This is a genomic window from Erwinia tracheiphila, from assembly GCF_021365465.1.
Taxonomy (GTDB): Bacteria; Pseudomonadota; Gammaproteobacteria; order Enterobacterales; family Enterobacteriaceae; genus Erwinia; species Erwinia tracheiphila.
This window is the reverse complement of sequence record NZ_CP089932.1, coordinates 3977860-3997111: the sequence shown is the minus strand read 5'-3', so window position 1 is coordinate 3997111 and position 19252 is coordinate 3977860. Positions and strand designations below refer to the sequence as shown.

Here is a 19252-nt window from a genome sequence, read left to right as displayed (position 1 = left end):
ATAATTAAGTTTTGCTGAGTTATTTTTAACTTTTTATTGCTAATAGTTTTTTTATCTATTTTAAAAATACTGTTCATAATAGCGCGACTTTTTAGTGGTGGTACTCCGGCAGTGCTGGCTTGTGCCGAAAAGTGAAATGTAATTATATGAGGTTGTTTGCTAAATATACTTTTGCTTTCGCAAAATATTTTTGACAAATAGTGGATTGTAACAGGATATATTAATTTAATTTTTATTATTTGATATTAAATAATTTTTCATTGGGCTGCTTGTTATGAAGTATTTCTAATTATTTTACCAGGTGGGCCGAAATAGAATATCAATTAAAAAAGTGTTGGATATGTCTGGGATGTTATTTTTTAACATGAATGATAATAATATTTCTTTATTTGGTAATGTGAAAAAGTAAAATTTCAGTCAGTGAACAGACACGTTGGTTAGAAAAGAAAGTGTGATCGGAACCTTGCCTGAAAAGTGGGGCAGCATTGGATTGAACCGGGAAAGGGTCGTGACGCAGATTTATTGATAATGATGAAGAGTAAGATACCAACCGATGATCTTATCGTGCATTTCCTCTGACTTCGAAAAGCAAATTGTTCTGCGGGTCAGTCGTTTGATATGTGTGCGAAGATTAAGATTATGTCGTTCTGTCCGTTGGGTATATTTCTTGCTCACCACGTGGCCTGTTGCACTTAACAGAACTTTATAAACCGGCCACGCATCTGTCATATAAAAGGCAAGGTTAAATTTGCTTAACAGGGCCAGCAATCGTCGCAGGGTCGGGGCATTTCTCGGGCCGAAGACGTGGGCCAGAGCACGTTTGCGGATACGGTCATAAGCATAGAACAACCACCGGGGATTGCTTTTACACCGCACGTAAGGCCATTGTTCACCGGCTTCACAGCAGATAACAACCTCCGTTTCGGGGTCGATATTCTCAGCTACCTGCTTTGGCGAAATTTTTTTACGTGCCGCAGAACCGTATTGAGGCTGATACCGAGGACCCGTGCGGTATCGCGACATCCGTAACCATTCATGGCCATATTAACAATGGTCTGGTGTGTGTCTGGTTTGGCACCGGAGTAGCTAAATTTGAGCTGAAAGGTCTTTGAACAATGCTTGCAGATGTAACGTTGGGCACCGGATGCTGAATGTCCGTTACATCGTACAGCATGAGTTTCATTGCACTGAGGGCAGACGACATCAACTTTAGCCATATGTTACATCCAAAGCGCAAAGCATACGTGATCAGCAAGTCTGCGTCACGACCCGGGAAAGTGTATATTTCGATAAGCCTGTTCATTATTGCACGATGCCATCTCTGAAGAGGTAGCATCGGCTATCTTACATTGCAGAGCCTGGCCGATGAATTGCGAATGATGACGGCAGTCAGATTTTTTGCGCCTTATTTTTTACCACATAGCCCGCGGCGAGAATACACAGCCAGACGGGAATCAGCCAGACGGATATGGTCATGCCGGGCGTCATTGCCATAATTACCAGAATACCTGCCAGAAAGAGCAGGCATATCCAGTTTCCAAATGGGTAAAACAGGGCCCTGAAACGGGTCTGTACACCCTGCCGATCTTTTTTACGGCGGAATTTCAGATGGGCCAGGCTGATCATTGCCCAGTTAATGACCAGCGCAGAAACCACCAGCGCCATCAGCAGACCAAAGGCCTGACCCGGCATGAGATAATTAATCACGACACACAGGGCGGTTGCTGCTGCGGAAACCCCAATTGCCACGACGGGCACGCCACGACCATCCACCTTCATCAGTGATTGCGGGCCATTACCTTGTTTCGCCAAACCAAACAGCATGCGGCTATTACAGTAAACACAGCTGTTATAAACAGAGAGCGCAGCGGTCAGGATGACGATATTGAGTGCATTCGCCACCAGGCTGTCACCCAGATCGTGAAAAATCATGACAAATGGGCTGGCACCGCTGATCACTTTAGCCCAGGGATAGAGTGACAGCAGGATAGTCAGGGAGCCAATATAGAAAATCAGGATACGAAACAGCACCTGATTAGTGGCTTTAGGAATACTTTTTTCCGGATCGTCAGCTTCAGCAGCGGTGATACCAACCAGTTCCAGTCCACCAAATGAGAACATAATTACCGCCATAGCCATGACCATGCCGGAGATACCATTCGGGAAGAAGCCGCCTTTGTTCCATAAATTGGCTATAGTGGCATCCGGGCCAGCTTTACCACCAAATAACAACCAGGCACCAAACACAATCATCCCGATTACGGCAACAACCTTAATAATGGCAAACCAGAATTCCATTTCACCATAAACCTTTACATTAGTAAGGTTTATCGCATTGATAAGTAAGAAAAAAATGGCGGAAGAAACCCATGTTGGGATTTCTGGATACCAGTACTGAATGTATTTTCCCACGGCGGTGAGTTCCGCCATGGCGACCAGTACGTAAAGAATCCAATAGTTCCAGCCGGAGGCGAATCCGGCAAAGTTGCCCCAATATTTATAGGCAAAATGACTGAATGAACCTGCAACAGGTTCCTCCACTACCATTTCACCCAACTGTCGCATAATCATAAAGGCGATAAAACCGCCGATGGCGTAGCCCAGAAGAACGGACGGGCCGGCCATTTTGATGGTGTCTGCAATTCCCAGAAACAGGCCGGTGCCAACGGCCCCCCCTAATGCGATAAGCTGAATATGGCGGTTTTTCAGGCCGCGCTTCAACGTTTCGCCATGCTGTTGTTCCATATATAAACCTCATGGTTTCGTTATTTTTTTAACTCAGAATGAGCTTTCATCGAAGGTTGTAGCCCCTGCTGTACAGGATTATGTACAGTGCTGCAATCAGGAAAAAAGGGGGGAGGCTACTTTCTTTTCCAGAATAGTGATAAGCACTAATCATTGCACTTGCTTTTGCTTGCTCCACGCAGGAGTGCTGAAAAAAACAGCATTTATACATTATTTCACTATCAACGAAGTGAAAAAGCCATTTTTTTTCGCCAGACCGCCATATAGACATCAGAGGAATACTTTGTTACTTTGACCGACACCTTTTAGCAATTGGTATTACCAATTGTCTCAGGATTAAGCCAGAAGAAGGGAAAATGGCCTACAGTAAAATCCGCCAACCCAAACTTTCCGACGCTATAGAGCAACAACTCGAATCCCTGATAATGGAAGGGACGCTGCGTCCCGGTGAAAAGTTACTCCCTGAACGTGAACTGGCTAAACAGTTCGACGTTTCCCGTCCTTCATTACGTGAGGCTATTCAGCGCCTTGAAGGGAAAGGTCTGCTATTACGGCGTCAGGGCGGCGGCACTTTCGTGCAAAAAAGTTTGTGGCAGAGCGTGAGCGATCCCTTAGTAGAGTTGCTTGCAGGCCACCCTGAAACCCAGCTTGATTTACTGGAAACGCGACATGCGCTGGAAGGTATCGCGGCTTATTATGCAGCATTACGTGGTACGGAGGCCGATCTTGAGCGCATCCGTCATTGTCATTTGCACATCCAGGCCGCGCAGGACAGCGGCGACCTTGATGCTGAAGCCGATGCCGTCATGCAGTATCAAATTGCCGTAACGGAAGCGGCGCATAATGTGGTGTTGCTGCATCTGCTCCGGTCTATGGGCACCATGCTTGAAAGAAACGTCCGACAGAATTTTGAATTGCTCTACTCCCGCCGGGAAATGCTGGCGAAAGTGAGCGACCACCGCGCCAGTATTTTCGAGGCGATAGTGGCTCGCGAACCTGAACAGGCTCGTGAAGCTTCTCACCGTCATCTGGCGTTTATCGAGGAAATACTGCTGGAAAGAAGTCGGGAACTGAGCCGCAGAGAGCGTTCCTTACGACGTTTACAGCAGCGTGAGGAATAACGCGAGAAACGCGGCAACCTGACCCAGGCTCAACTGACACAGGTCACGTCAGAGAGAGGGTTATAATGATGAGCCTGTCTTTTTGTGCTTTTAGCACAGAGTGCAGAAAGACAGGCTCCAGATAATTAAACGTATTAAACACAGATAAGGAATCCCCCATGTCAGAACGTCTACATAATGACGTGGATCCGATCGAAACCCGCGACTGGCTACAGGCGATCGAATCGGTCATCCGTGAAGAAGGTGTTGAGCGTGCGCAATTCCTGATTGATCAGGTATTGAGCGAAGCACGTAAAGGCGGTGTGAAGGTAGCGGCAGGTACTGGAGCCAGCAACTACATCAACTCGATTGCCGTTGAAGACGAGCCGGAATACCCTGGCAATACCTCACTCGAGCGTCGTATTCGTTCTGCGATCCGCTGGAACGCCATCATGACCGTTTTGCGTGCGTCGAAGAAAGATTTGGAGCTGGGCGGCCACATGTCCTCTTTCCAGTCCTCTGCAACCGTATATGAAGTGTGCTTTAACCACTTTTTCCGCGCGCGCAGTGAAAAAGACGGTGGCGATCTGGTCTATTTCCAGGGCCACATTTCTCCTGGCGTGTATGCGCGTGCTTTCCTGGAAGGGCGTCTGACCGAGGAGCAGATGAACAACTTCCGTCAGGAGGTGCATAGTAAAGGGCTTTCTTCTTATCCGCATCCAAAACTGATGCCTGAATTCTGGCAGTTCCCGACCGTTTCCATGGGCCTTGGCCCGCTGGGTGCGATCTATCAGGCGAAATTCCTGAAATATCTGGAACACCGTGGTCTGAAAGACACCTCACAGCAAACCGTTTATGCCTTCCTCGGCGACGGTGAGATGGATGAGCCGGAATCCAAAGGGGCGATCACTATCGCAACCCGTGAAAAACTGGATAACCTGGTGTTTATCATTAACTGTAACCTGCAGCGCCTGGACGGCCCGGTTACCGGTAACGGTAAAATCATCAATGAACTTGACGGCATTTTCACTGGCGCAGGTTGGGAAGTGATTAAGGTTATCTGGGGTGGGCGCTGGGATGAGCTGCTGCGTAAAGACACCAGCGGCAAACTGATTCAGCTGATGAACGAAACCGTTGACGGTGATTACCAGACCTTTAAATCTCGCGATGGGGCCTACGTGCGTGAGCACTTCTTTGGTAAATACCCGGAAACAGCCGCACTGGTCAAAGATATGACCGACGACGAGATTTGGGCGCTGAATCGTGGTGGTCACGATCCGAAGAAGGTCTACGCGGCGCTGAAGAAAGCGCAGGATACCAAAGGCAGGCCTGTATTGATTCTGGCGCATACCATTAAAGGTTATGGTATGGGCGACACCGCGGAAGGGAAAAACATTGCCCACCAGGTGAAGAAAATGAACATGGATGGCGTGCGCTATATCCGCGATCGTTTCAACGTACCGGTTGACGATGCTGATATTGAAAAACTGCCGTATGTCACCTTCGATAAAGAATCTGAAGAGTACAAATACCTGCACAGCCAGCGCGAGAAGCTGGGTGGCTACCTGCCGACCCGCCAGACAAACTTCAGCGAGAAGCTGCAGATGCCTGTGCTGGAAGACTTCCGTCAGCTGCTGAATGAGCAGAGTAAAGAAATCTCCACTACTATTGCCTTTGTGCGTGCGCTAAACGTGATGCTGAAAAACCCGTCGATCAAAGATCGTCTGGTGCCGATTATCGCCGATGAAGCACGTACTTTTGGTATGGAAGGTCTGTTCCGTCAGATTGGTATCTATAGCCCGAACGGTCAGCAGTACACTCCGCAGGACCGTGAACAGGTTGCCTACTATAAAGAAGACGAGAAGGGTCAGATTCTGCAGGAAGGGATTAACGAACTGGGCGCAGGTGCATCCTGGCTGGCTGCGGCAACGTCTTACAGCACTAACGACCTGCCGATGATCCCGTTCTATATTTACTACTCCATGTTCGGTTTCCAGCGTATCGGCGATCTGTGCTGGGCGGCGGGCGACCAGCAAGCGCGCGGCTTCCTCGTGGGGGGAACCTCTGGTCGTACCACGCTTAACGGAGAAGGTTTGCAGCATGAAGATGGTCACAGCCACATTCAGTCGCTGACCATTCCTAACTGCATCTCTTACGATCCCGCCTATGCCTATGAAGTGGCTGTTATTATGCATGACGGCCTGGTTCGTATGTACGGTGACGCGCAGGAAAACGTTTACTACTACATCACCACGCTGAACGAAAATTATCACATGCCTGCCATGCCGCAGGGTGTGGAAGAGGGGATCCGTAAGGGTATCTACAAGCTGGAAACGGTAAAAGGAAGCAAGGGCAATGTGCAGCTCTTAGGCTCAGGTTCAATTCTGCGTCACGTTCGCGAAGCGGCTCAGATCCTCGCTAACAACTATGGCGTCGGTTCTGACGTTTACAGCGTGACCTCTTTCACCGAGCTGGCGCGTGACGGTCAGGACTGCGAGCGCTGGAACATGCTGCATCCAACGGAAGAACCCCGTGTGCCATACGTTGCCCGCATCATGAACGATGCACCGGCCGTGGCGTCAACCGACTATATGAAGCTGTTTGCCGAGCAGATCCGCACTTACGTTCCGGCCAGCGATTATCGCGTACTGGGTACTGATGGCTTTGGCCGTTCTGACAGCCGTGAAAATCTGCGTCATCACTTTGAAGTCGATGCATCTTACGTGGTGGTTGCAGCTCTGGGTGAACTGGCTAAACGCGGTGAAATCGATAAGAAAGTGGTTGCAGAAGCCATCACTAAATTCAATATCGATGCCGATAAAGTCAATCCGCGTCTGGCATAAGAGGTAAAAGAGTAATGGTTATCGAAATAAAGGTACCGGATATCGGTGCAGATGGAGTGGAAGTCACCGAGATCCTGGTCGAGGTTGGCGACAAAGTTGAAGCAGAACAGTCGCTGCTCACCGTGGAGGGTGACAAAGCCTCTATGGAAGTCCCTTCACCAGAAGCAGGCGTGGTGAAAGAGATTAAAATCGCCACCGGTGATAAAGTGGAAACCGGGTCGCTTATTATGATTTTCGAATCCGCTGAAGGCGCAACGCCTGCACCTGCTAAAGCAGAAAGCAAAGAAGTCAACGTGCCGGACATTGGCGGTGACAAAGTTAGCTCCGGTTCCTTGGTCATGGCCTTCGAAACGGCAGGTTCCGGCGTAGCGGCGTCTGAAGCCAAATCGCAAGTGAAAGAAGGAGCGGCGGCTCCTGCAGCAGCCAGCGGCCCGAAAGATGTTGTAGTTCCTGATATCGGCGGTGACGAAGTCGAAGTGACCGAAGTGATGGTAAAAGTGGGCGATAAAGTGACTGCCGAGCAGTCGCTTGTCACCGTTGAGGGCGATAAAGCCTCAATGGAAGTGCCAGCACCCTTCTCCGGCACGGTGAAAGAGATCAAGATCGCTACCGGCGACAAAGTCAGCACCGGCTCGCTGATTATGGTGTTTGAGGTGGAAGGCGCGGATCCTGCGCCAAAACAGGTCGAAGTCGCTCCGGCTCAGGCGAAAGCGGAATCTAAAGGCGACTTCTCCGAGAAAGATGCTTACGTCCACGCGACGCCGGTTATCCGTCGTCTGGCACGCGAATTCGGCGTGAACCTGGCGAAGGTGAAAGGCACGGGTCGTAAAGGCCGCATCCTGAAAGAAGATGTTCAGGCTTATGTGAAAGATGCAGTGAAGCGTGCCGAGACTGCGCCAGCCGCTGCGATCGGTGGCGGACTTCCTGGCATACTGCCCTGGCCAAAAGTTGACTTCAGCAAGTTCGGTGAGATTGAAGAAGTCGAAATGGGTCGTATCCAGAAAATCTCTGGTGCTAACCTGAGTCGTAACTGGGTGGCGATCCCGCACGTTACGCAGCACGAAAAAGCCGATATCACTGACGTTGAAGCTTTCCGTAAGCAGCAGAACGACGAAGCGGCGAAGAAGAAACTGGATCTGAAGATCACCCCACTGGTGTTCATCATGAAGGCAGTTGCTAAAGCGCTGGAAGAGTTCCCACGTTTTAACAGTTCGCTGTCTGAAGATGGTCAGAAACTGACGCTGAAGAAATACATCAACATCGGTGTGGCGGTTGATACGCCAAACGGTCTGGTGGTTCCGGTGTTTAAAGACGTCAACAAGAAAGGTATCGTTGAGCTGTCTAACGAACTTTCGGTGATTTCGAAGAAAGCCCGTGATGGCAAGCTGACCGCTGGCGACATGCAGGGCGGCTGTTTCACCATCTCGAGTCTTGGCGGCATCGGCGGGACGTCCTTTACGCCTATCGTCAACGCGCCGGAAGTGGCGATCCTCGGTGTATCCAGGTCGTCGATGGAGCCGATCTGGAATGGCAAAGAATTTGTTCCACGCCTGATGCTGCCGTTGTCACTCTCTTTTGATCATCGGGTGATCGATGGTGCGGCGGGTGCGCGTTTTGCTGCATACATTGCAACTATCATGGCGGATATTCGCCGTCTGGTGATGTAATAATAAGGCCGGCTTATGTCGGCCTTCTCGTATTAACGAGGACGTTAATCTGATATGGATCAGGATACGAGCGATCAGGATAAGCAGGTAGTTTGCAGTCCATTAACAATTCTGTAAACTCCTGCCCTGAAAACGAACCGGTGGATGGCTATCTGCCAGTTAACTAAGAGGTCATGATGAGTACTGAAATAAAAACTCAGGTCGTGGTACTTGGGGCCGGTCCCGCAGGCTATTCCGCAGCCTTCCGCGCTGCTGATTTGGGTCTTGAGACTGTTATCGTTGAACGATTCAACACCCTGGGTGGGGTTTGCCTGAACGTGGGTTGTATCCCTTCCAAAGCGCTGCTGCACGTGGCGAAAGTGATTGAAGAAGCCAAAGCGCTGGAAGAGCACGGTATCGTGTTTGGCAAGCCGCAGACTGATATCACCAAGATTCGTACCTGGAAAGAGAAAGTCATCACTCAGCTGACCGGTGGTCTGGCGGGGATGGCCAAGGGCCGCAAAGTGAAAGTGGTCAATGGCCTGGGTAAATTCACTGGTGCGAACACCCTGGTGGTTGAAGGCGAAAATGGTGCCACCACCATCAACTTCGATAACGCGATTATCGCTGCAGGCTCCCGTCCGATTCAACTGCCATTTATTCCACACGATGATCCCCGCGTGTGGGACTCTACCGATGCGCTGGAATTGAAAGAGGTTCCTGAGCGTCTTCTGGTCATGGGCGGCGGTATCATCGGCCTGGAAATGGGCACTGTATATCATGCGCTGGGTTCTCAGATCGACGTGGTTGAGATGTTTGACCAGGTAATCCCGGCGGCTGACAAAGACGTAGTGAAAGTATTCACTAAACGTATCAGCAAGCAGTTTAATCTGATGCTGGAAACCAAAGTGACCGTCGTTGAAGCGAAAGCAGACGGTATTTACGTCACGATGGAAGGCAAGAAAGCGCCAACCGAACCACAGCGTTACGACGCAGTGCTGGTGGCGATTGGCCGCGTACCAAACGGTAAAGATCTGGATGCTGGTAAAGCTGGCGTTGAAGTTGACGACCGTGGCTTTATCCGCGTCGACAAGCAGATGCGTACCAACGTGCCGCACATCTATGCCATCGGCGATATTGTTGGCCAGCCAATGCTGGCGCACAAAGGGGTACATGAAGGCCACGTAGCGGCAGAAGTGATCTCCGGTAAGAAGCACTACTTTGACCCGAAAGTCATTCCATCCATTGCTTACACCGAGCCAGAAGTGGCCTGGGTTGGTCTGACCGAGAAAGAAGCGAAAGAGAAGGGCATCAGCTACGAGACAGCCACCTTTCCATGGGCGGCGTCCGGCCGTGCTATCGCTTCCGACTGTGCAGACGGCATGACCAAACTGATTTTCGACAAAGAATCTCATCGTGTTATTGGCGGAGCCATTGTCGGTACCAACGGCGGTGAGCTGCTGGGTGAAATCGGTCTGGCTATAGAGATGGGGTGTGACGCCGAAGATATCGCGCTGACTATCCATGCTCACCCGACGCTGCACGAATCTGTTGGTCTGGCAGCAGAGATCTTCGAAGGCAGCATCACCGATTTGCCAAACGCGAAAGCGAAAAAGAAATAACCCCGCAGAGATCGACGCGTTTTGACGAAACTGCTCCCGGAAAGTTGATTATTCGACCTGTCCGGGGGCTAATGCCGATCATTTAAGGATCGGTTGACCGATCCGGTTTATGCGGTAAAAAGGGTTCTATGTTCATCATGGAACCCTTTTTAAATGGAACTTTCCCAGGCCCTCGGCATCATCAATGCCGCCACTCCTGAGCGCGCCCGTAGTCTCGCCGACCTTATTCCTCCCGAGCTTATTCAGCAGGCGCTCACCCTGACCGATACCGTTACTTTGCGTAAACGTAAACTTTCCCTCGAATCCATGATTTGGCTTGTCGTTGGGATGTCCATTTTTTGCGATCGTCCGATGACCGAAATCGTCAATCTGATGGATATTACTGACCGGACCGGAGCTCCTTTTACCGCACGCAGCGCTGTCATTCAGCGCCGTAAGACTCTGGGTGAAAATGCAGTGCGGGAGCTTTTTGATATCACACAGCAGCACTGGAATCAGCAGGCTGCACATCCAAAATGGCACGGTCTGAATCTGTTTGCTGTCGACGGCGTGGTCTGGCGTACCGCCGATACGCCGGAAAACAGAGCCGTCTTCAGTAAACACAGCAGCCAGTACGGCGAAGGCGGCTATCCTCAGGTGCGAATGGTTTGTCTGATGGAGCTGAGCAGCCATCTGATCGCCGCCAGTGCATTCGACAGTGAAAAAGTCAGTGAAATGCGGCTGGCTGAGCACCTGACGGAGAAAACCCCGAATAACAGTATCACCCTGTTCGATAAGGGATTTTATTCGATGGGTCTGCTTCATCACTGGCAGACAGCAGGAGAACACCGTCACTGGTTGTTGCCGTTGAAAAAACACGTACAGTATCAGGTGGTTCGCCGTTTGGGGCGTGGAGATGAACTGATATGCCTGAAAACCAGTCCACGAGCCAGGAAGCAATGGCCAGGGGTCCCGGAAGAAATGGTGGCAAGACTGCTGACCCGCAGGGTAGACGGTAAAGAGAGGCAGGTGCTGACGTCACTGACAGACCCGAATCGCTATCCGGGTAAAGATATCAGCGAGCTATATCGCCACCGCTGGGAAACAGAACTGGGCTACCGGGAAGCAAAGCAGGGTATGCTGGACAGCCGGTGGACATTACGCAGTCGCCTGCCGGAGCTGGTGAGACAGGAGCTATGGGGGGTACTGCTGGCTTATAACCTGGTGCGATATCAGATGGTGCAGATGGCGTTCCATCTGAAAGGAGATTACCTGCCTTACCAGCTGAGCTTCAGTGGAGCGATAAGCGAAATAATCCGGATGCTGATAACCCTGCCCTGGGCTTCGCCGGGAAAAATGCCGGGAGAACTGAGAACCCTGTATGAACAGGCGAAATGGCTTGTGTTACCGGGTAGAAGAGAGCGAAGTTACCCGAGAGAGTTGAGGGTAAAGAGCAGGAAATATCCGGATAAAAAGGTTGCTGGTCACCTTAAGTGACCAGCATTAGTCCGGGGGCAGCCTTTTTATCCCTGCATGAACACCACCTCCTGTGGAGGTAGTCAGCAATAAGTTGGCTTTGCCAGTCATGCTACTCATGGGAAAATCCGAATCTGTTATCCCCATAACTACCAGGGATTTAACCATGAGTAGATTCCAGAAAGCATCTCATGTGCCCTGGTGTTGTCAATATCACATCGTATGGACACCCAGGTACCGGTTTCGCATCCTCAGGAACAATGTTGGTAAAGAGGTCTGTAAGCAGATAAGGATCTCAGGTGAGCAGCCCGGGATAGAAGTAATGGAGCTGAATGACCAGACAGACCATGTCCCTTTGCGGGTAAAAGTGCCTCCACGGCTTTCGATTTCCCATGTAACAGGCGACTTAAAGGGTAAAACAGCCCTTCGATTGTTCAGTAAATTTCCCTGCCTGCGTAAGAACAAGCAGCGGGGGAATGATTTTTGGGCAAGAGGTTATTGTGTCGATACCGTAGGTATAAACGAAGAAATGATAATAAAGTACGTGAAGTATCAGGAAAAACATGAAGTTGAAGAGAGCTAGCCTCCACTGAAAGCAGTGTGAAGGGAAGGCTCTCTGAGTCTGGACTTAGTGCGCCCCTGTGGGGGGAAATCAATGCCACCTGCTATGCAGGTGGTTTTTTACTGCCAGATTAAAATCTCCCTTCCGTGGACGTGGTTACCAACCTATTCAGGTTCTGCTTTATTGTCTTTGGATTGAATGCTGACGACAGAGGATGCTTTAGTTCGCTGCTGAGGTGGGCGACTTATGTAAAGGCGAATTTTTGCTCTCAGATTAAAACCCTGCCGGATAAGCATTCTTGTCGACGTGCATTAATCTGGTCTGATAACCTGCCGGTAATGGACTCTGAGCGTATTTTAAGGCCCTTTCTGGCTCCTGTAGATGTCTTTAGCGCGGCACCGCAGAAAATTAGTATGCTGTTTTTAATGACAGACTGATGATGTCGGTATAAAAAACTGACTATATTGTTCGGGTGTCAATATTCTTCCTCACCCAAAAATACGTCTTCAGGCGCGCCCATCAACAGGTTTGACTCTGCCTTATTGGTTTGCACTTTACAACACGAACAGAGATTTTTTTAAGGCTGTTAGTAGCCCTCTGTGGGGCTACTAACAGCCTGCCGGGCTGACAGGAAAGCGTCATTAAGCACATTCCCTCTGATTATCTTTGTTGGTGAGAAAGCACCGGGCAAGGCACCCCTGTTTTTTGGAAAAAATATTCGCTGCTGTCCGGGCTCCGGGGCGTGTGCAACGTTCAAATTGCCCCTAGAAAATGGAAAACAATGGAATCCTCTTACGAGAAATAACTTTGTACCAGGATAAAACGGGGGGAATTGATTACGGCTTGTGATTGTAATGTATGATAATGCTTTGTTATTAATTGGTTTTTCTGATGAAGTTAATGACGTGATTAATTTTCAGAAATTTCTGTGCAATTTTTCTAAATTTGTATAACTTTAACCAACATTAAACACATTGCTTCAAACAAACTTGGGAACATTCATGCGCCAGACATCCAGCTTGCCCAACTCTTCCAGCGATATTGCTGCCTACTTCAGCAAGGTCTCCTTACCGTCACAGCAGGAAACATTGGGAGCTATCGTGGTTGAGATTTTACGTTCAGGACAGAATCTTAACCGTAAGGCTATTTGCTGTAAATTGCTAAAACGTTTTGAACTGGCGTCCGGTCCTGAAGAAGAACGGCACTATCATGAACTGTTCAATCTGCTTTTCCGTCAGTAATTCGGCAGTAAAGTTTTGATCCCGTTTTTGTAGCCAGTGTGAATGCGTTAAGAGACAGGTTATGAAAAACAATGACGACGACAAACTCTGTGACATCCTCATCGGCGAAGCCGTAATGGAGTTGCTGGCACGGGATGAGGCCATTTCATGGGGTTCGCTACTGGGGAAACTGCGAGCAGCGCTGGATGTCGGTGACGTCGAAGTGCGCATTGTGGAAATGGCAATTAAGGAAGTGAAGGCGGGGATGGCCTCGCGTGGTACTTCCGGCAGCATCAGCTTGGATAATTCCGGCACTATATTACGCCTGTCCGGTGCGACTGGCAGCCCGACAAGACACTGATCCTTTATCAGATAACGATCGGGTTATGAATAAATGGCCTATTCTGAGAAACACACAGTCATGCAACAGATAACAACAAGAACAGAAATTTACGCCTGCATTATGGCGGCGGACGATCAATACGCCGCTGAAAAAGAAGTGCTTGGAAAGATTATTAAAGGCCTGCTGGCCGAAAAAGGGCGTATTACCAGCAAAGCCCTTATTATCTTTTTAATCGGTGAACTTGATAGCGCCACCAACCCCGATGAACTGGACCTGCTCAGAAGCTGTCTGAAGCTGGTCGTAGGGTGTTCACAGGATAAGCACATAAAAATGCGGTGACGAAAGCTTTCGTTTTTTACGCGATTAAGCTCGCGTAAAGGGAGCTGGCGTTCGGCCAGATGTGGCATAAGTTGCCCAACAGGTGTTAGCTGTTAAAAACAGTCGCGGTATTCTGGCCACGCAATTGATTGCTTATGTGTATTAGTCGCGACGTAATCTGACACCGGACCCTGAAAGATTGAGAGTTACAGGTTTTGATATGGGTGTCGAAACCTTAAACAAAACGCGAGGTCACCCTCATGCTCCATACTCACAATCCCATCATCAAACACAAAGCCGGCCTGCTCAATCTCGCCGAATAACCCGGTAACGTCTCAACAGCCTGCAAGAGCACGGGCGTGTCACGCGACACCTTCTACCGTTATCAGGAGCTGACGAAGAAGGCGGCATTGACGCGCTGGTTAACCAGAACCGCCGGGTTCCCAACCTGACGAACCGCGCCGACGAAGCCACTGAACGCGCGGTTGTTGAGTACGCCGTTGAGTTCCCGGCCCCCGGGCAGCACAGGACCAGTGATGAGCTGCGTAAAAAAGGCGTGTTTACCTCCGGCAGCGGCGTGCGCGCCATATGGCAGCGACACGACCTGGAGAGCTTCCGTAAACGCCTGAAGGCACCTGAGGAAAAGTTCGCCAGAGAAGGTATCGTGCTTACCGGTGCCCCAATCGCCGCGCTGGAGAAAAAGGCGCATGATGATGAGGCCAGCGGCGAAATCGAGACCGCTCACCCGGGCTATCCCGGGTCGCAGGACACCTTCTGTGCTGGCGATCTGAAAGGTGTGGGCCGTATCTGCCCGCAGACGTTCGTGGATACGTACCCGAAAGTGGCGCACTGCAAGCGGTATACGAGTAAAACGCCGAACACCGCCGCCGGCCTGCTAAATGATCGGGTACTGCCGTTCTGTGAGGCTCAGGGGCTGCCGGTGCTGAGAAGACTGACCGACAGGGGAACGGAGTACTGTGGTAAGGTGGAGCAGCATGATTACCAGCTTTATCTGGCCATCAACGATATCGCCCATACAAAAACGAAGGCGATGTCCCCACAGACCAACGGCATCGGTGAGCGCTTCCATAAAACGATTTTGCAGGATTTTTATCAGGTCACGTTCCGCAAGAAGTCATATGGGGAGCGGGAGAGCCTGCAAATGGATCCGGACAACGGATTGTGGCATGACAATAATGAGCGGACTCATCAGGGGAAAATGTGCGGCGGGCGAACGCCAGTGGCCAGGTTACCTGATGGAAAACGTGTCTGTGCAGAAAAGGATCTGAACCGGATGTAATCCGACAGACACCTGTATAAATAACCGGTAACGGTCAGATCAGGTCTGAGCTAATACAGGTTATGCTTATTCTTTTTCTTTTCAGGCGTAAAAAGTTTGCCCTGAAAATGTATAACGCCACCAGCCACTCTTCTGCCCTGGCAATACCCGTTACCATCACCAGAATTTCAAGTGCAGAACAGCATTTGATAATCGCCTGCACCACGGCCTGGCCGGACCACTTCGGTCAACCTGTGAGGAGATACTGGCATCAATCCTGATGCGATCAGGCTGAATGCGGGTTAACAGCGATAGCCCGGCAGAACCACGGACAAAGTCATCAAGTGACAGGCTGATATCTGCTGCTTTCAATGCGTGAACAGCCTCGGAAAACTTATCCAGCTGGGTGATAACGTCTGTTTCACTTACGCCAATCACTACCTGTTCAGTAACCAGTCCGGCGGCAACGATTTCTGAGACTATCATGCGTACCGCATCGTCCATCATCAGCACAGCCACGGGTAGTCCGCTAATCTGAAGCGTCATTGCGGGTGCGCATACGTTAGCTGCTTCAATAATTGCCGCACGAAACGCGGCGATATCGGCTTTACCGCCAGACGGAAGCAGGAAAACTTCGATGGCGGTAACCAGCCGGGCCATCGGGTCAATAACAGGTCGCAAAGCGATGTTTTTCCTTCCGGGCAACGCAAGCCGCAGGTGTCAGTGATGAACTCCCACATCCCGGCAGGCTGGACTTCATAATAATTTTCTTTCTCGCGTGATTCGACAAAGGCGCGCAAGAACTTCAGTGCGTGGTCATCATAAATAAGCTGATATTTCGACGTGCCTTTATCAGGCACGGCCTGAAGCACCAACGAGAGATCGTGTTCACGTAAATCAAACAGTTCCATTCCGGTATTACCGAACCGGCGGAAGAGAGCATAGTCGCGCATCAGCTCCACAACGTTGTGGTGGCGGCGATCCTGACAAATATGTTGATAAACAGTGAGAACACCTTGCTCCGGGCCTTAGGGCAGCTGAAAAAATGTGTGCCATTAAATAAAAGAATGCCTGTCACGTCATATGACGCGTTAAACAGGCTTGCCGCCTCAACCATCCCGGAAAGTGCCTTGGTGGGAACAAAGCCAGAAATGTGGCGGCGATAAATGATGGTGGTCAGCATCTGTGGAACCGGTTACTCTGGCGTGGGTACATAAAACATTTGTAGATGGTAATAAAATGTCGCATAAGGCAAATAAAAAGGTGAAAAGACGCAGGTTTTATATCCCTAAAAAACGCTGTCTATAAGATTAAATAAATAATGTTTTGAAGTCATTATTATTTACCGTACGCAATAAATCAGATGGATATTGAAAAATAAAGAATCAAATAACGTTGTCAGGGCTAAAACAATAAAAATTAATAAAGCATCTTCATATTAATTTACATACCCCCTTATCTTTGCGGCGTGTCCGTACACCCAGACGCGTTCCCACGATATGACGTCAATGCTGGCCAGCGCCTGAACAGGTTGGTTATTAAAACCTAAATTTACCTCCAGTACAGCATAAAGTGTCATAAATTGCTAAATGAGGCATAAATTGGAACCCATTTTCACAGGCGGTAACATAACCAATGGAAAGAAATCTTTTTTTGCTTTTAGCGACGGTTTTTTATTAGGGGAAATCAGTATGCGCATTTCGTCAATACCATCATCTCTAAACCAAAATTCACTTATCTCGCCTGAAACCGCCACGACGCAGACGGTGGCAAAGACGCCTGCATCAGGGCAGAATATCCAGTTTGATATGTCATCCAGCCAGCAGCAGGAGGTAATGGTTGCGGCGATGCTAACTGGCTTTTTCAGAACTATTTCGCAAATGATGGTTTCGCAAACAGGGGATGCAACGAAACTCCCGACGGGTACCAAAACATCGCTGCAGAGCTGCAATTCTGGCGCAACAACTCAAACCCGCCAGGCAGGCACGGCATCCGGCATCCTCAGCCTGACAGAATCAACCTCTGCACCGGCGGGGGCCCCGGCTTCTTATAAGACAGCAGCTGCCGATCACTCAGGTGATTTTCTTGATAACTCGCCCTATTCCTCGCCTGACAAATTAAAAAAATGGGAACCGATGGTTGCGAACCTGCCTGCTGACCAGCGCTTACAGGCGGAAAAAGAACTTAATCGCCCGATGGCGGCGGCGAAGATGGTGCTGGATGGCGGTCCGAATGCGCAGCGTGCACAGGCATACATCAATGCGAACCCGGCGTTGAAGAATGCTATCGATGCCGGTAAACACGGCGATAATCCCGATGGGAAAGTCACTAAAGGCGACTACAAAGGCTTTATTTCGCGTATGAACAAAGCGCGGGACGCGGCGGATAAAGATATCTCGAACTACATGAAAAAGAATCCGAACGCAGATGAGGGATCTCTTCAGATGGTGACCGAGGCGGCCATACTGCGTGCCAATGCGCCGGTATTGCGGTTTGCCGGACTTGAAAATGGCAAAGCGGGAAGGGATATGTCGCTGGACGATCTCAACAACCTGGTAAAAAAAAATCAGGGACTGGCGGGGTCACTGCGACAGGCTGCCAGCAGTTTTTCGACGCCGGGTCTGCTTGGCGAGCTTGATCAGGGCGGCGTCACCGGTAAAAAGCTGGCGGAACATGGCCCCGACAAGCGTTTCAGCACGAAGAATATCGACGACTGGATTAAAAAGCAGGCGCCCACTGACGGTGGTTCCTTTGCCCGCCTGATCGGTCATGCCTCGCTGGTCAATGCCACCGCGAATGTTGACACCAGCCGCCTGAATAAAGATGTCTTCGCGCATCCTGAAAATTACAGCGGAGCAGAAAAAGCGGCGGTAATGGTGAAACTGCAACAGACGCTGACATCGGTACAGGCCGGGCACCGTCTGCGCAAAACACAAAAAACGGAACAGGCCCTGAACGAGAAAATCGACCAGTTACAAAACGACACGGACGTTAAAAGTTACCTGAACAAAGCGGTGCCAGCACAGACCCGCTCGCTGATTAACGGTGATAAGGGGCTGCGTCAGGCGATGGATAAACGATATGGAGAGGTCGCCTCCGGTAAAACCCTCAGTGATGATATGCAGCGTTTGCAGGCCGGGAAAAAGGATAAAAAATCCGCTCCGGACTATAGCGATGCGATCGGGGGGTTGAATGACGAACTCAACCTGCAGCATGTATTGCGCGGCGATAGTGTGCCGACAGCAAAAGAAGTTGTCGACAAACAGCCTGCATTAAGGCAGCAGCTGACCACCGCCTGGCAGCAACAAATTGCTGAAGGGGGGTATGTGAAAGACAACATCAAAGGCAAGCACGCGGACGCGCTGCAAATTCTGTCGCTGTCCGACATGAAAAAATCGCTTTATGAATCGGTGCTGCCGAAAGAAGTTACCTCAGTGGCGCAGGACGGCTACACTGCGGCAGTAATGGATGCGCTGAAGGTTGGTAAAAGAGGGGTGGAGATGCTGAAAACCCTTAAACAGTCGGGGCTGCTGTCTGGCGATGTGAAAAAAATGAGCGGTAAAGAGATGCTGGAGTCCCTTAACAAGACGTTGAACAAAGATGGATCGGCAGTCGGTATGAAAGGGCTGATGAAAACCGGCATGGGCAGTGCGGCAGGCGTTGCGGGACTGTTCTCTGTTTCAAGCATGCTCGCGCACGGTCAAAAAGCCGCTGCCGCGAAAGCGATTTACGATGGCGTACGTGGTGGGAGTGAACTGACCAAATTCGTTGTGGACACCACGTTAAAAAGCACCGGGCGTGAGGCGACAGCCAGCTTCGGACGCTTGGTCGGCATGACGGCGGGACGTGCCGTTGGCATGGTTGCCGGAGAAGGTACGGCCATGGCAGCGGCCAGTGCCATCGGCGCGGCGGCGGGACCGGTTGGTTGGTTTATTGACGGTGCGCTGGCGATTGGTTTTGGTATCAGCGCGATTGTCGATGCGGTTAATAAACATAAAGAACAAAAGCGCTTTGATCACAATGTTGACCCGGTACTGGATCAGTTCGGTATTCCTAAAGCGCATTAACATTCATTTCTACCAGGGGGAAACATCCCCCTGGTATTTGAACGGCAAAGCC

12 protein-coding genes and 2 pseudogenes are annotated in these 19252 nt (G+C 50.2%); 11 read left to right on the top strand and 3 right to left on the bottom strand.

Annotated features, from left to right (window positions below):
- Window positions 1-519: 519 nt before the first annotated feature.
- Together LU633_RS20840 and aroP are read right to left on the bottom strand one after the other, a co-directional pair.
- A protein-coding gene (locus LU633_RS20840) for an IS1 family transposase (RefSeq protein WP_233481948.1) occupies window positions 520-1217 on the bottom strand; the annotation gives its coding sequence in 2 pieces (ribosomal slippage) (window positions 520-968 and window positions 968-1217; 699 coding nt in all).
- Window positions 1218-1389: 172 nt separating this feature from the next.
- A complete protein-coding gene (aroP, locus tag LU633_RS20835; RefSeq protein ID WP_016190989.1) occupies window positions 1390-2745 on the bottom strand; it encodes an aromatic amino acid transporter AroP in 1356 nt (451 codons plus the stop codon).
- 356 nt (window positions 2746-3101) lie between these two features.
- Between aroP and pdhR the strand changes: the two genes are divergently transcribed.
- From pdhR to LU633_RS20785, 10 genes and pseudogenes are all read left to right on the top strand, one after another.
- The gene (gene pdhR / locus LU633_RS20830) at window positions 3102-3866 is read left to right on the top strand and encodes a pyruvate dehydrogenase complex transcriptional repressor PdhR (RefSeq protein ID WP_016190990.1); all 765 of its coding nucleotides are present in this window, start codon (window positions 3102-3104) and stop codon (window positions 3864-3866) included.
- A gap of 158 nt (window positions 3867-4024) precedes the next feature.
- On the top strand, window positions 4025-6688 hold the full coding sequence (gene aceE / locus LU633_RS20825; protein WP_016190991.1) for a pyruvate dehydrogenase (acetyl-transferring), homodimeric type: 2664 nt from the start codon (window positions 4025-4027) through the stop codon (window positions 6686-6688).
- A gap of 14 nt (window positions 6689-6702) precedes the next feature.
- Window positions 6703-8355, top strand: coding sequence for a pyruvate dehydrogenase complex dihydrolipoyllysine-residue acetyltransferase (gene aceF, locus LU633_RS20820; RefSeq protein ID WP_016190992.1), 1653 nt, complete (start codon window positions 6703-6705; stop codon window positions 8353-8355).
- 176 nt (window positions 8356-8531) lie between these two features.
- Complete coding sequence (lpdA, locus tag LU633_RS20815; protein ID WP_016190993.1) at window positions 8532-9956, top strand: dihydrolipoyl dehydrogenase; 1425 nt, start codon at window positions 8532-8534, stop codon at window positions 9954-9956.
- Between the two features lie 153 nt (window positions 9957-10109).
- Window positions 10110-11432 carry an IS4 family transposase gene (locus LU633_RS20810; protein ID WP_046371900.1) on the top strand — a complete coding sequence of 441 codons (1323 nt, stop codon included), beginning with the start codon at window positions 10110-10112 and terminating at the stop codon, window positions 11430-11432.
- 145 nt (window positions 11433-11577) lie between these two features.
- Window positions 11578-11994, top strand: coding sequence for an IS200/IS605 family transposase (gene tnpA, locus LU633_RS20805; RefSeq protein ID WP_016190995.1), 417 nt, complete (start codon window positions 11578-11580; stop codon window positions 11992-11994).
- A 980-nt stretch (window positions 11995-12974) separates the two neighbouring features.
- On the top strand, window positions 12975-13214 hold the full coding sequence (gene ycgZ, locus LU633_RS20800; protein ID WP_016190996.1) for a regulatory protein YcgZ: 240 nt from the start codon (window positions 12975-12977) through the stop codon (window positions 13212-13214).
- Window positions 13215-13275: 61 nt separating this feature from the next.
- Window positions 13276-13554, top strand: coding sequence for a hypothetical protein (locus LU633_RS20795; RefSeq protein ID WP_016190997.1), 279 nt, complete (start codon window positions 13276-13278; stop codon window positions 13552-13554).
- A gap of 60 nt (window positions 13555-13614) precedes the next feature.
- On the top strand, window positions 13615-13875 hold the full coding sequence (locus tag LU633_RS20790; protein WP_157275228.1) for a biofilm development regulator YmgB/AriR family protein: 261 nt from the start codon (window positions 13615-13617) through the stop codon (window positions 13873-13875).
- A 239-nt stretch (window positions 13876-14114) separates the two neighbouring features.
- Window positions 14115-15154 (top strand): annotated as a pseudogene (locus tag LU633_RS20785) (helix-turn-helix domain-containing protein).
- A gap of 50 nt (window positions 15155-15204) precedes the next feature.
- Here LU633_RS20785 and LU633_RS20780 read toward each other — a convergent pair.
- Window positions 15205-16316, bottom strand: a pseudogene (locus LU633_RS20780) (diguanylate phosphodiesterase).
- A gap of 508 nt (window positions 16317-16824) precedes the next feature.
- On the opposite strand from LU633_RS20780, the gene LU633_RS20775 reads away from it, so the two are divergent.
- The gene (locus tag LU633_RS20775; protein ID WP_040465571.1) at window positions 16825-19200 is read left to right on the top strand and encodes a type III effector HrpK domain-containing protein; all 2376 of its coding nucleotides are present in this window, start codon (window positions 16825-16827) and stop codon (window positions 19198-19200) included.
- Window positions 19201-19252 lie beyond the last annotated feature (52 nt).

What these genes read in the sequence shown, in the direction of transcription:
- pdhR (WP_016190990.1), top strand. Translation starts at nt 3,102, where the DNA reads ATGGCCTACAGTAAAATCCGCCAACCCAAACTTTCCGACGCTATAGAG.
- LU633_RS20795 (WP_016190997.1), top strand. Translation starts at nt 13,276, where the DNA reads ATGAAAAACAATGACGACGACAAACTCTGTGACATCCTCATCGGCGAA.
- aroP (WP_016190989.1), bottom strand. Translation starts at nt 2,745, where the DNA reads ATGGAACAACAGCATGGCGAAACGTTGAAGCGCGGCCTGAAAAACCGC.
- aceE (WP_016190991.1), top strand. Translation starts at nt 4,025, where the DNA reads ATGTCAGAACGTCTACATAATGACGTGGATCCGATCGAAACCCGCGAC.
- aceF (WP_016190992.1), top strand. Translation starts at nt 6,703, where the DNA reads ATGGTTATCGAAATAAAGGTACCGGATATCGGTGCAGATGGAGTGGAA.
- LU633_RS20775 (WP_040465571.1), top strand. Translation starts at nt 16,825, where the DNA reads ATGCGCATTTCGTCAATACCATCATCTCTAAACCAAAATTCACTTATC.
- LU633_RS20810 (WP_046371900.1), top strand. Translation starts at nt 10,110, where the DNA reads ATGGAACTTTCCCAGGCCCTCGGCATCATCAATGCCGCCACTCCTGAG.
- tnpA (WP_016190995.1), top strand. Translation starts at nt 11,578, where the DNA reads ATGAGTAGATTCCAGAAAGCATCTCATGTGCCCTGGTGTTGTCAATAT.
- ycgZ (WP_016190996.1), top strand. Translation starts at nt 12,975, where the DNA reads ATGCGCCAGACATCCAGCTTGCCCAACTCTTCCAGCGATATTGCTGCC.
- lpdA (WP_016190993.1), top strand. Translation starts at nt 8,532, where the DNA reads ATGAGTACTGAAATAAAAACTCAGGTCGTGGTACTTGGGGCCGGTCCC.
- LU633_RS20790 (WP_157275228.1), top strand. Translation starts at nt 13,615, where the DNA reads ATGCAACAGATAACAACAAGAACAGAAATTTACGCCTGCATTATGGCG.